The sequence below is a fragment of the Pseudomonas syringae CC1557 genome (assembly GCF_000452705.1).
In the GTDB taxonomy this organism is placed as follows: Bacteria; Pseudomonadota; Gammaproteobacteria; order Pseudomonadales; family Pseudomonadaceae; genus Aquipseudomonas; species Aquipseudomonas syringae_F.
The window spans coordinates 3,009,696-3,024,709 of the sequence record NZ_CP007014.1; the positions used below are offsets into that span (position 1 = coordinate 3,009,696).

Consider the following 15,014-nt stretch of genomic DNA (forward strand, 5'->3'; position numbering starts at 1 on the left):
CAGGTAATGGGCTACCTGATTGGCGCGGGTATTCAGCTCGGCATAGGTCAGGGTGCGGTCTTCATAATGCAGGGCCACGGCATCCGGCTGCGCCACCACCCAGGCTTCGAAGGTACGATGAATCAGTGCGTCGTCGGCCTGCAGGGCATGCGGGGTATTCCAGCTTTCCAGCAGTTGCTGGCGCTCTATCGCGGGCAGGATATTCAGCGCTCCCAGCGCAGCGTCCGGGGTCTGCTCCAGTGCTTGCACCAGGTTTTCCAGCACACAGTGCATGTAGGTACACACACGTTTGGCGCCGATCTGCCCTTCGGCCATGATGGTCAGGGCGAAACCTTCGCCCTGGTCATCCACGCACAGGGTCAGCGGGTAGTTGGTGCGCTCTTCGCCGTGCAGCGCCTGAATGCCTTCCCACGCGACCAGCGCCTGGTCGCTTGCGGCGACATCACCGGTATGGCGGAAGTTGAGCAGCGAGCTGAACAATGGCGTCGAAGTGGGTACCCCACTGCAACGTTGGGCCAGTACCAGCGAGGCATGTTCATGGGCCAGCAGGCCGCTGAGGCTTGCGTGGGTAGCTTTCAGACCGCTGCGCACGCCCTGCTCGCCAAGCGTGACACGCAGCGGCAAGGTATTGATGAACATTCCCAGCGCCCGATCGGACCCGGCGCCGCCTTGCAGGCGACCAAGCAACACGGTGCCGAACACCACATCCTCTTTGCCTGACACCGCGCCCAGCACGCGGGCCCAGGCCAGGTGATACAGGCTGGCAGAGCTTACCCCGAGCTGGCGAGCCTGCACGCGCAGGCGTCGACTCAGGTCCACGTCGACCAACAGGCGCACTTCCTCGATACCGCTTCCGTCGCCCTGCACGTCCTGCAGGCCGAACGGCAGCGTCGGCTCATCAATGTCACCGAGCATGTCGTGGAAAAACACCTCGTGCTCTTCACGGCTGACGCCGAGCATGGCTTGCGCCACGTAGTTGCGATAAGGCACGGACGGCGGCAGCGAGGCTTGCTGACCCAGCATATACGCCTCGATTTCGCTGCTCAGAATACGCAGTGAGGTGGCATCGTCCACCAGGTGATGGAAGCGCAGCATGCCCAGCCAGCGGTCGTTCTCCGCGTCATGTGCATAACCGATGCGTAACATTGGCGCCTGACGGATGTCCAGACGCGTGTGACGAGGGTTCAGGCGCTTGATCAGTTGTTCGGTGATGTCGCCATCGGCCGGGTCCAGCACCTGTTCATCCAGGCCCAGGGTCGCTTCACGCCAGACCACCTGGTCGTTCTCCGCGTCATGTGCATAACCGATGCGTAACATTGGCGCCTGACGGATGTCCAGACGCGTGTGACGAGGGTTCAGGCGCTTGATCAGTTGTTCGGTGATGTCGCCATCGGCCGGGTCCAGCACCTGTTCATCCAGGCCCAGGGTCGCTTCACGCCAGACCACCTGGACGGGGGCGTCCAGACGCTCCCAAACGTAGATGTCCTGCACGTTGGCCAGACCGCCGGGCACGCTGGACACCACACGGTCGATGTCGTCCTGGCTCAGCGACACCAATGGCAGCATGTCCGGGGTGATCCGCTCACAGCCGACGGGAATAAGGTTGGCGGGTACTTCTACCGCACCTTTGCCGCCCACCGCCGCCGCCAGGGCAGACAGGGTCGGCTGGGTGAACAGCACACGCACGTCGGCAACCAGATCGATCTGGCGCATGCGCTCGATCAGTTTAACGGCCAGCAGCGAATGGCCGCCCAGTTCGAAGAAGTGGTCATGCCGGCCGACCTGCTCCAGTTGCAGCAGGTCTTGCCAGATCCGGGCAATGGCCATCTCGGTGTCGCCTTCGGGCGCTTCATAGCCACGACTGGCCACCGCCGAACGGTCGGGCACCGGCAAAGCCTTGCGGTCGAGCTTGCCGTTGGCCGTCAGCGGGAAACTTTCCAGACTGACAAAGGCGCTTGGCAGCATGTACTCGGCAAGCGAAAGACGCAGTTGCTCGCGCAATCGGGTAGCGTCCGGTTCCAGCTCCGTGCTGCCGATGACATAGGCCACAAGGCGCTTGTCGCCGGGCTCGTCCTCACGCACCAGCACCCGCGCATCCTTTACACCGTCGCACGTGGCGAGTTGCGCTTCGATCTCGCCCAACTCAATGCGGAAGCCGCGAATCTTGACCTGTTCGTCGTTACGGCCCAGGTATTCCAGGCTGCCATCGGCCAGCCAGCGTCCCAGGTCGCCGGTACGATACAGACGCGCACCTGGTGCTGTACTGAACGGGTTATCGAGGAAACGCTCGGCCGTCAGTGCTTCACGGTTAAGGTAGCCCCGGGCAACACCGGCACCGCCCACGTACAGCTCGCCGATCACACCTACCGGCACCGGTTCGCCATAGGCGTCGAGCAGATAAAGCTGCAGGTCCGGGATGCGTTTGCCAATCGGGCTGGCACCGACGCGTTGGGCGTCTTCAGGCTGCAACGGGTAATAGGTCACATGCACGGTGGTTTCGGTAATGCCGTACATGTTCACCAGTTGCGTGCCGGCATTCACGTTGCGGGCGTACCACGGCTTGAGCAGCGCCGTTTCCAGTGCTTCACCACCGAGAATTACCTGGCGTAAAGAATGCGCCTGCCCGTTCTCGCCCTGTGCAGCGATCAGTTGGCGGAATGCACTCGGCGTCTGGTTGAGCACCGTCACTCCAGCGCTGCACAACAGGTCGTAGCAGTCTTCGGGCGAGCGGCTGACCAGTTGCGGGACGATCAACAGGCGTCCGCCGTGCAGCAATGCGCCCCATATTTCCCAGACCGAGAAGTCAAAGGCGAACGAGTGGAACAGCGCCCACACATCCTGTTCATTGAAGCCAAACCAGTCTTCGGTGGCCGAAAACAGCCGTGCAACGTTGCGATGCTCGACCATCACACCTTTGGGCAGACCGGTGGAGCCGGAGGTGTAGATCACATAAGCAAGGTTAGTGGGCTTTACCGGCACCTGCGGATTGCAGACGGATTGGCCCTGCAAGTCATCGTCGAGACTGATCACCGGCACTTCCGAGGCCGGTAAGGTGCCCTGTACTGACCGCTGACTCAACAACGCCACTGGCGCGCTGTCAGCGAGGGTGTAGGCCAGCCGTTCAAGGGGGTATGCCGGGTCCAGTGGTACGTATCCAGCGCCGGATTTGAGAATGCCCAGCAAGCCGATGATCATCGCCGGGCCGCGTTCGACGCAGATAGCCACCCGATCATCCGGACGAACGCCGTGAGCCAGCAGGCGATGGGCTACCTGGTTGGCGCGGATGTTGAGTTCGCCGTAGCTCAGGGTCTGCGCTTCGAACCTCAACGCGACGGAGTCTGGTCGTTGCGCTGCCTGGGCTTCGAATTGCTGATGGATCGGTATTTCGTCTGTATCGGCCTTTCCGGGCAGGTTCCAGTGTTCAAGCAACTGCGCACGCTCGCTGGGCGGCAGTATCGAAATGGCGTGCAGCGGGGTTTGCGGTGCCTGTTCCAGCGCATCGACCAGTCCCTCTACGGCCCGCTGCAAATAGTCACACACACGCTGTGCGCCGATGCTCGCCGTTACCAGCGAGGTGAACAGAAAATCTTCACCCGTATCGTCGACGTTGACGGTCAATGGGTAGTTGGTGCGTTCTTCATCGGCCAGCCCCAGCGACTGTATGCCACTCCACGCCGTCAGTGCCTCATCGGTAACGGCAACGTTGCTATGGCGATAATTGAGCAAAGCGCTGAACAGCGGTGTCGGTGCGATCACGCCACTGCAGCGCTGGGCCAGTGCCAGCGAGGCATGCTCATGCCGAGTAACCCGGTCAAGCGCCGGTGCGTGGCCTTGACCCCGTCACGCACGCCTTGATCGCCCAGGTCCACGCGCAGCGGCAAGGTATTGATAAACATGCCAAGGGCTCGTTCGGCACCCTGACCGCCCTGCATCCGACCCATCAGGATGGTGCCGAACACCACCTGTTCACGCCCGCTGAGGCGGCCCAGCATTTGTGCGAACGCCAGGTGTAACAGGCTTGCCGCACTGACCCCAAGTTGCCGCGCCTGAACTCTGAGGCGTTGGTTCAAAGCACCGTCCAGCTGCAGACGGGCATGATCGAGCGCGCTGCCGTCGCCTTGCACATCGTGCAGGCCGAACGGCAGCGTCGGCTCAACGATGTCGCCAAGCATGTCCTGGAAGAACTGCTCGTGATCCTGCTCGTTCAGGCCCAGTCGGGCCTGAGCGACATAATTGCGGTAGGGAATGGAATCGCCAAGTTGCTCGACCTGACCGAGCAGGCAGACCTGCATTTCATGCTGCACCTGATCCAGGGCGGTGTGGTCAAGGATCATGTGGTGGAACATCAAGGTCGCCAGCCAGCGTTCGTTGCCGCTGTCAAGGGCGCATACCAGGCGCATCAAGGGCGCCTGACGGATGTCCAGACGTACCTGGCTCGGGTCGAGGTACTCTTGCAACTGAACGGCTACATTACCGAGGCAAGAGTTGAAATCAATCTCTTCGACACTCAGCTCGACCTGGCGCCAGACCACCTGTAAAGGCTCATCGAGGCTTTCCCAGTGCATGGACGTACGCAGAATGTCATGCCGGTTGATGACCATTTGCAGCGCGTTGGCGAAGGTGTCCACGTGTGCGCGGCTGTCAAAGGCAAACTGCGCCTGTAGCACATAGGGGTCGCCCCGTTCGGCGCTGATGTGGTGATAGAGAATGCCTTCCTGCAACGGCGCCAGCGGGTAGATGTCCTTGCACGTTCGCCGCGCCGCCGGGCACACAGGCCACCACCTGGTCGATCTGCTCCTGGCTCAGGTCGATCAACGGCAGCATGTCCGGGGTAATTCTCTGGCAGTCCGCAGGTATGCCGTTGGCCGGAACAACCAGATCGTCGACCGCGCCTGCCGCTGCTGCCAGTGCCGCCAGGGTCGGCTGACTGAACAACGTACGCACGTTGGCACTCAGGCCGGCCTGGCGCATGCGTTCGATCAGGCTTACCGCCAGCAACGAATGCCCTCCCAGCTCAAAGAAGTGGTCGTGGCGACCGACACGTTCGAGCTTGAGCAAGTCAGCCCAAATTTTCGCCAGAGTGATTTCGGCCAAGCCTTGCGGCTCCTCGTAGCCACCACGGATCAGTGCATCACCGTCCGGTGCTGGCAGGGCCTTGCGGTCGAGTTTGCCGTTCGGGGTCAGCGGCATTGCGGCGAGACGCACGTAAGCCACAGGGATCATGTAGGCCGGCAGTTGCTCCTGCAGCCAGTCGCGCAGGCTATCGATGTCCGGCTCGGAGTGAGCTGTCTGGACGGTGTAATAAGCCACCAGACGCTTGTCGCCCGGAATGTCTTCGCGGGCGGTGACTACCGCCTCATGGACCGCCGGGTGTTTTGTCAGGAGTGCGTCGATCTCGCCCAGTTCGATACGGAAACCACGGATCTTCACCTGATCGTCGTTACGGCCCAGGTATTCGATATTGCCGTCAGGCAAGTAACGACCCAAGTCGCCGGTGCGGTACATGCGTGCCGCTGGTTGCTGGCTGAACGGGTCCTTGAGAAAGCGCTCGGCAGTGAGGTCGTCACGGTTCAGATAACCCCGCGCTACACCGGCGCCGCCAATGTAGATCTCGCCCACGACGCCCAGTGGAACCGGCTGTTGCTGTTCATTCAGCAGGTAAAACTGCGTATTGCCTACCGGTTTGCCGATGTGCGCAGCGAAACCTTCTTCGCGGTCCATGGCCACCCAGCTTGAATAGGTAGTGGTTTCCGAAGGGCCATAGAGGTTACACAGGCGCTGCACGCCGGTTTTCTCGAACAGCGATTCAACCAGGCTGCGTTTCAGCGCTTCACCGGCCACGTTCACGGTGTGCACCGATTCTGGTAAGCCGTTAACTTCCAGCAGCGCTTTAAGCGCCGACGGTACGGTGTTGATCAGGCCGATATCGTGCTCGCCGTGTTGCAGTTCCAGCACGTTCCTGACGACTTCGATGCTGCCGCCCGATGTCAGCGGCGCGAAGCACTCGTAAACCGCAAGGTCGAAGTTCAGCGAAGTGGAGAACAGCGTTTTTTCCAGTGCAGAAGCGTCGAAAGCCGTGTGCGCCCAGGTCAGGAAGTTCACGGTGTTGCGGTGTTCGATCATCACGCCTTTCGGCAGGCCGGTCGAACCCGAGGTGTAGATCAGGTACGCCAGATGCGCCGAAGTCAGCTCCTGCACCTGCGGATTCTGGACGGATTCGTCCTGCCAATCGCTCAGGTCCAGATTGATCACAGGCACCGAACCGTCGGCCAGCAAGCCCTGAGTAGCGGTTTGCGCCAGCACCGCTGCCGGAGCGCTGTCCTGCAACATGTAAGCAATACGTTCTACCGGATACGCAGGATCGAGCGGCACATACCCGCCGCCCGCCTTGAGGATCGCCAGCAGACCGACGACCATCTCCGCACTGCGTTCGACACAGATACCGACGCGGGAATCCGGCTGCACACCCTGCTTGCGCAAGGCATGGGCCAGGCGGTTGGCCTGCTCGTTGAGCTCGCGATAGGTCAGGCGCTGTTCGCCGTGCACCACCGCCAGCGCATCCGGAGTGCGCTCGACCTGTGCTTCGAACAACCCGTGAATGGTCTGTTCGTGCGGGTAATCCAGCGCGGTGACGTTGAACGCCACCAGCAATTGCGCACGTTCGGCAGCAGGCAGGATTGGCAGGCTGTCCAGGGCCGAAGACGGTGACTGCTCCAGCGCATCCACCAGATGCTCCAGCACGGTCTGCATGTAACCGCATACCCGTGTAGCGCCCACGGTGCTGCTGACCAGTACGTTGAGGTTGAAGCCTTCACCGTAGTCATCGACATTCAAGGTCAATGGATAGTTGGTGCGTTCTTCGCTGTTCAGCGCATGAATCCCCTGCCAGGCCTGGGTAGCCCGCTCGGATACGCTGCCAGCCGCACTGTGGCGGTAGTTGAGCAGCGAACTGAACAATGGCGTCGGTGCGGTAATGCCGCTGCAACGCTGAGCCAGTGCCAGCGAAGCATGCTCATGACCCAGCAAGGCAGTCAGACGCTCATGAGTGGCCTTGACCCCGTCACGCACGCTCTTCCCGCCCACCGAAACCCGCAGCGGCAAGGTATTGATGAACATCCCCAATGCCCGCTCGGCGCCTTCGCCAGCCTGCATCCGGCCCATCAGTACGGTGCCGAATACCACGTCGCGGCGATCGGACACCTTGCCCAGCACCTGAGCCCAGGCCAGGTGCACCAGACTGGCGGCGCTCACGCCCTGTTGTCGGGCCTGAGCACGCAGGCGCAGGTTGAGTCGAGGATCCAGCGCCAGGCTGGCTTCTTCGATATCAAGGCCATCGCCCTGCACATCCTGCAGACCGAACGGCAGCGTCGGCTCGTCCACATCACCGAGCATGTCGCGGAAGAACGCTTCGTGCTCGGCCTGGCTGACCCCCAGGCGTGCCTGGGCCACATAATTGCGGTATGGCACGGGTGCCGACAGGGTTTGCGCTTCGCCCAGCAAACAGGCCTGCATTTCATGCTGTACCACGGCCATCGCCATGTTATCGAGGACCATATGATGGAACAGCAGCATCGCGCAGATCCGCTGGCTCAGCGGGTCCTCGGCATAGGCCAGGCGCATCAGCGGTGCCTGAGTGACATCAAGACGATGGTGACGCGGGTCGAAGCGACTGTGCAGTTGCGCGCCAATATCGCCTGCCGCCGGGTCTATGTGCAGCTTATCAAGAGGCAACTGCGTGTGGCGCCAGACCACCTGCACGGGTGAGTCCAGGCCTTTCCAGAACATAGCGGTGCGCAGAATGTCGTGACGCTCGATGACCCTCTGCAAAGCCTGAACGAAAGCGTCCAGACTTGCGCGGTCATCGAACGCGAAATGCGCCTGCAGTACGTAGGGATCGCCCTGCTCTGCCGCAATATGGTGATAGAGAATGCCTTCCTGCAAAGGGGCCAGCGGGTAAATGTCCTGCACATTCGCCACGCCGCCCGGCACGCTGGCGACCACTTGATCGATCTGTGCCTGGGTCAGGTCGGCCAGTGGCAGCAAGTCAGGCGTAATGCGTTGGCAATCCTCGGTGATCAGATTGGCTGGCACCACGATGTCCGTGCTACCGCCAACCGCAGCAGCCAGTGCGGCCAGAGTCGGCTGACTGAACAGTACGCGTATATCGGTACTGAGACCCAACTGGCGCATGCGCCCGATCAGGCTCACCGCCAGCAGCGAATGGCCGCCGAGTTCGAAGAAGTTGTCGTGACGACCAATCCTGGCAACGCCCAACAGGTCTTGCCAGATAGCCGCAATCTGCGCTTCGCTTTCGCCTTGTGGGGCTTCGTATTCGCGGTTGATCAGTGCATCGCTGTCCGGTGCCGGCAGGGCCTTGCGGTCCAGTTTGCCGTTCGGGGTCAGTGGCATTGCATCGAGCAGCACATAGGCCACCGGGATCATGTAGGCCGGCAATTGTTCCTGCAGCCAGCCGCGCAGGTTATCGATATCTACCGAAGCATGCCCTGCGTTCAGGGTGTAATAAGCCACCAGACGCTTGTCGCCCGGAATGTCTTCGCGGGCAGTTACCACCGCTTCGTGGACGGCCGGGTGTTTGGCAAGACGTGCATCAATCTCACCGAGCTCGATACGGAAGCCACGGATTTTTACCTGGTCGTCGTTACGGCCGAGGTATTCGATATTGCCATCCGCCAGATAGCGACCCAGGTCGCCTGTGCGGTACATGCGTGCCGCTGCTTGCTGGCTGAACGGGTCCTTGAGGAAGCGCTCTGCAGTGAGGTCGTCACGGTTCAGATAACCCCGCGCCACACCGGCACCGCCGATGTAGATCTCACCGGCAACGCCCAGTGGCACTGGCTGCTGTTGCTCGTCCAGCAAGTAAAACTGTGTATTGCCGACCGGTTTGCCAATGTGCGCTGCGAAGCCCTCTTCGCGATCCATCGCCACCCAGCTCGAGTAGGTGGTGGTTTCCGAAGGACCATAAAGGTTGCACAGGCGCTGCACGCCGGTATTTTCGAACAGATTTTCCACCAGGCTGCGCTTGAGCGCCTCCCCCGCCACGTTCACTGTGTGAACCGATTCCGGCAGTCCATCGACTTCCAGCAGTGCCTTGAGCGCTGAGGGCACGGTGTTGATAAGGCCGATATCGTGCTCGCCGTGTTGCAGTTCCAGCACGTTCCTGACGACTTCGATGCTGCCGCCGGACGTCAGCGGCGCAAAGCACTCATAGACGGCGAGGTCGAAGTTCAGCGAGGTGGAGAACAGCGTCTTATTCAGTGCAGAGCCGTCGAAAGCCGTATGCGCCCAGGTCAGGAAATTCACGGTGTTGCGGTGTTCGATCATCACGCCTTTCGGCAGGCCGGTCGAACCCGAGGTGTAGATCAGGTACGCCAGATGCGCCGAAGTCAGCCCCTGCACCTGCGGATTCTGGACGGATTCGTCCTGCCAATCGCTCAGATCAAGATTGATCACAGGCACCGAAACATCGCTCAGCAAACCCTGGGTAACGGTTTGAGCTAGCACGGCTGCCGGAGCGCTGTCCTGCAACATGTAAGCGATACGGTCTACCGGATACGCCGGATCGAGCGGCACATACCCGCCGCCCGCCTTGAGGATCGCCAGCAGGCCGACGACCATCTCGGCACCGCGCTCAACGCAGATCCCGACGCGGGAATCCGGCTGCACACCCTGCTTGCGCAAGGCATGCGCCAGGCGGTTGGCCTGCTCGTTGAGCTCACGATAGGTCAGGCGCCGTTCGCCGTGCACCACCGCTAGCGCATCCGGAGTGCGCTCGACCTGTGCTTCGAACATCCCGTGAATGGTCTGTTCGTGCGGGTAATCCAGCGCGGTGTCGTTGAACGCCACCAGCAACTGCTCACGCTCGACAGCTGGCAGAATCGACAAACTTTGCAACGACGCTTGTGGCATTAACTCAAGAGCATCGACCAGCTGTTCCAGCGCCGTGTGCATATAGCCACACACGCGCTGCGCACCGACAGAGGTCGCCGCCAGTGCGGTCAGTTTGAAGCCGTCACCCACGTCATCGACGTTCAAGGTCAATGGATAGTTGGTGCGTTCTTCACTGTGCAGGGCTTGCATACCCTGCCAGGCCTGGGCCGTTCGTTCTGCTGCGCTGCCAACCGCACTGTGGCGGTAATTGAGCAGTGCGCTGAACAGTGGCGTCGGTGCGGCTACACCGCTGCAACGCTGGGCCAACGCCAGTGAGGCATGTTCGTGAGCGAGCAACGCGGTAAGTTGCGCGTGTGTTGCCTTGACCCCGGCGCGTACCCCTTGCCCGCCTACGGCGACCCGCAGCGGCAAGGTATTGATGAACATCCCCAGCGCCCGGTCAGCGCCCTCGCCGGCGTGCATACGGCCCAGCAGTACGGTGCCGAACACCACATCGCGGCGATCGGACACCTTGCCCAGCACCTGAGCCCAGGCCAGGTGCACCAGGCTGGCGGCACTCACACCCTGTTGTCGGGCCTGAGCACGCAGGCGCAGGTTCAACTGGCTGTCCACTAAAAGCGCGGCTTCTTCGATATCACGGCCATCGCCCTGCACATCCTGCAGGCCGAAAGGCAGCGTCGGTTCGTCGATATCGCCGAGCATGTCGCGGAAAAACACTTCGTGATCGGCCTGGCTGACACCCAGACGCGCCTGAGCCACGTAATTGCGGTATGGCACGGGCGCCGACAAGCCTTCGGCCTCGCCCAGCAGCCAGGCCTGCATTTCATGCTGCACCACTTCCATGGCCATATGGTCCAGAGCCATATGATGGAACAGCAGCATCGCGGTGATTCGCTGGTTGAGCGGGTCCTCGGCATGAACCAGACGCATCAGGGGCGCTTGACTCATATCGAGGCGGTAGTGACGTCCGTCGAAGCGGCTGTGCAGTTGCGCGCCTATCTCACCGTCCGCCGGGTCAAGTTCAAGCCCCTCAAGGTGCAATTTCGCTTCACGCCAGACCACCTGCACGGGTGCATCCAGACCGTCCCAGACCACCCCGGTGCGTAGAATGTCGTGACGATCAATGACCATCTGCAAGGCCTGAACGAAGGCGTTCAGGCGCTCGCGATTGTCAAAGGCGAACTGGGTCTGCAGTACGTAGGGATCGCCCTGTTCGGCCGCCATGTGGTGATAAAGAATGCCTTCCTGCAACGGTGCCAGCGCGTAGATATCCTGCACATTCGCCACGCCGCCGGGTACGGTGGCGACCACCTGGTCGATCTGCATCTGGGTCAGATTCGCCAGCGGCAACAGCTCCGGGGTAATGCGCTCGCAGCCTGTGTCTATCAGGTTGGACGGTACCTTGATGTCATGGCCTGCGCCGACCGCTGCCGCCAGTGCGGCCAGCGTGGGCTGGCTGAACAACACGCGCACATCGGCGCTCAGACCCGCCTGACGCATATCAGGCTGACGGCCAGCAGCGAGTGCCCGCCGAGCTCAAAGAAGTGATCGTGACGGCCCACGCGTTCAACGTTGAGCAATTCGGACCATATACGCGACAGTGTGACTTCCACTTCACCCTCGGGTGCCTCGAACTCACGGCTGGCATAGGCATCAGCGTCCGGGACCGGCAGGGCTTTGCGATCAAGCTTGCCGTTGGCGGTCAGCGGGAACGAATCCAGCACCACAAAGGCACTTGGCACCATGTATTCGGCCAGCGACGCCGCCAGTTCGCGGCGCAGTTCGACCGCTGTCAAGGCGCTGCTGTCTTCGCCGACGACATACGCTACCAGACGTTTTTGTCCAGTCTCGTCCTGGCGGGCCAGCACCGCGGCCTCGCTGACGCCAGAACATTCGACCAGACGCGCTTCGATTTCACCCAGTTCGATACGGAAACCACGGATTTTCACCTGGTCGTCGTTACGGCCCAGATACTCGATCACGCCGTCCGCGTTCCAGCGGCCAAGGTCTCCGGTGCGGTACAGCAGAGTTCCAGCGTCGTTGCTGAAAGGGTTGGCGACAAACTGGGTGGCGTTCAGCTCCGGGCGGTTCAAGTAACCCTTGGCCACGCCCTGCCCGCCGATGTACAGCTCCCCGACCACGCCCACCGCCACCGGTTGGCGCAGGGTATCGAGCACGTAAACCTGGCTGTTGCCAATCGGACGCCCGACAGGAATACCGCCGTTGCCGACCGAGGTGATCTCATGGGTCGTGGAAAAGGTCGTCGCTTCAGTCGGGCCGTAGCCATTGAGCAAGTGTCGCGGGGCGCCTTCTTTCAATACCCGGGCGATCACCGCCGGGTCCAGAACATCGCCGCCGACGATCAGGTAGCACAATCTGGCGAAGGCCTCCATCAGGCCGTCGGCATATTGATGGAACAGGCCTGCTGTCATCCACAGCACGCTGATCGACTGAGACAGCAGCAGTGAGCGGAACTCTTCCACAGACAGCAATACCGACTGCTCCACCACCACCACGCAACCGCCATTGAGCAATGGCGCCCATACATCCAGGGTGCTGGCGTCGAAAGCCGGGTTTGAGGCGAACGCGACACGATCCTGCGCATTGAAATCAGCGTAACCGTTGTTGAGCACCAGGCGGCTGACAGCACGGTGCGGCACCAATACGCCTTTGGGCATACCGGTGGAGCCGGAGGTGTACATGATATAAGCAACCGACTCGGCGGATGCTGACTGTACCGGGTTGGGCGCATCGCTTGGCAGTTGCAGCAGGTCAAGGTCAATCCGCTGGATGCCTTCAGGCAGGTCATGGCGAGCCAGCGTCAACACCTGCCGCGCCCCGCAGTCTTGCAGCATGAATGCCTGACGCTCGGCCGGGGCGTTGATGTCCAGCGGCACATAGGCCGCCCCGCATTTGACGATCGCCAGCTGACCGGCCAGCAGGTCAAGGGAGCGCTCCAGCAGCAACGCCACCCGCTCGCCCGGTTGCACGCCGAGGTCGGTCAAGTGACGGGCCAGCGCGTTGGCGCGACTGTTGAGTTCGTGGTAGGTCAGTTGCTGGTCATCGTGTACTGCGGCCAGTGCATCGGGCTGCGCAGCCACTCGTTGCTCGAAAAGCTCCTGCAGGCTGCTGTTGCGTGGGTAGTCGCGTGCCGTGTCATTGAAATCGTACAGCACTTGCTGGTGTTCGGTTGACGAGAGGACTTTCAAACGCTGCAACGGGGTTTGTGGCTGCTGCTCCAGCGCATCAACCAGTGCGCCGAGTGCCGTCAACATATAGTTGCCGATGCGCTGTGCACCGATCTGTGCCAGGGCTTGAATCGTCAGGTTGAAGCCCTGGCCCAGGTCGTCGATCGACAGCGTGATCGGGTAAGTGCTGCGCATTTCGCTGCCCATGCTATGCAAGCCTTGCCAGGCCTGAAGCGTCTCTGACGACGCCACTGGCTCGCTGGCACTGTGGCGATAATTGAGCAGCGAATTGAACAACGGTGCCGGTGCGGCCACGCCACTGCAACGCTGGGCCTGGGCCAGGGACGCGTGTTCGTGACCGAGCAATGCGGTCAGCCGTGCGTGGGTGGTTCTGACCCCTTCGCGCACCGCATGTCCTTCCAGCCTGACCCGCAACGGCAAGGTGTTGATGAACATACCCAACGCTCGATCGGCGCCGTCGCCGCCCTGCATCCGGCCCATCAGCACCGTACCGAAAACCACGTCCGACTTGCCTGACAGCGCACCCACCACACGCGCCCATGCGAGGTGATGCAGGCTCGCGGCACTGACCCCCAGCTGTCGGGCCAGGGTCCGCAGACGCGCGCTCACTGAGTCATCGACTTGCAGGCGCACATCTTCGATCAATGAGTCGCTGCCCGTCGTTCCAACCACGCCGAACGGCAGTGTTGGCTCATCGATATCGGCCAGCATCTCGCGAAAAAAACCTTCATGAGCATTAGCCCCGACACCCAGTCGGGCATGTGCCACGTAGTTGCGATACGGCACTGTCTCCGGCAAGGTATGGCCCTCACCGAGCAGGAAGGCCTGCATCTCGTGTTTCACCAGGTCCATTGCGGCGTGGTCAATGGCAATGTGGTGGTACAGCAGGATAGCGACCCAGCGAGCATTGGCGGTATCTTCAACGCACACCATGCGCATCAGCGGCGCCTGGCGCAGGTCCAGACGGTAATGCCGGGTATCAAAATGCTCGCGCAGCCGGGTTTCGATGTCACCGTCGGCGGCGTCCAGTGTCAGCTCATCCACCGCCAGCGTCGCCTCACGTAACACCACTTGCATGGGCTCGTCGAGACCTTCCCAGATCATCGCCGTGCGCAGGATGTCATGGCGTTCGATCACCGCTTGCAGTGCCTCGGCGAAGTCATCGAGGCGTTCGCGACTCTCGGCCCCGAACAGCGCCTGCAATACATAGGGATCACCCTGCCCGGCCGTCAGGTGATGGTAGAGAATCCCTTCCTGCAGCGGTGCCAGTGGGTAGATATCCTGCACATTACCAGCCCCTCCCGGTACCGCGTCGACGATCCGGTCAATCGCTTCCTGACTCAGATTGGCCAGCGGCAGCATGTCCGTGGTAATGCGAAACGCCGGGCTGAGCCAGTCACCGCCCATTCGAGCTACCAGCGTCAGCAGTTCTGCCTTGTGCACGCTCAGGCTTTCGAGTGTGGCACTGTCAAGCCCCTCGTCGTCTCCGAGAATCACGAGATCATCTTCTTCCTGTTGAAGACGGATCGGGTGCGTGGAAAGAACTGCCATCAATTCGCTGAAGTGCATCGAATAACCTGCTGTTTATCATTTCGGAGAGGGTTGACGACTCCGGAGTCCGGTGTCGCAAACAGTGTTTCGCACGATAAAAACGGAGGGGCTTCGAAACTCGAAGACATAACGGGATCCGGGCGCAGGCATGATGTGGACCGCAGCAATAAAGGGCGGCGGTCCTCTGACACATACACACGAAACGTCCCGTTTGCCGTGCATCCCACACGTCGCAAAAACTAGAGCATCCATGGGCGACTGTATGTCGTGGGAAGCTGGGACAAGAATTGAGGGTGACGTCGACGCAGCGATGTGCGAGCGCTTGGCTGAGCAGGCTGGAGGGGT

The 15,014-nt window shown here is 61.4% G+C and carries 1 pseudogene (only partly in view); it reads right to left on the reverse strand.

From position 1 onward, the window contains the following. A pseudogene (locus N018_RS13700) lies at positions 1–14,687 on the reverse strand (non-ribosomal peptide synthase/polyketide synthase) (it extends 25,412 nt beyond the left edge of the window). Positions 14,688–15,014 lie beyond the last annotated feature (327 nt).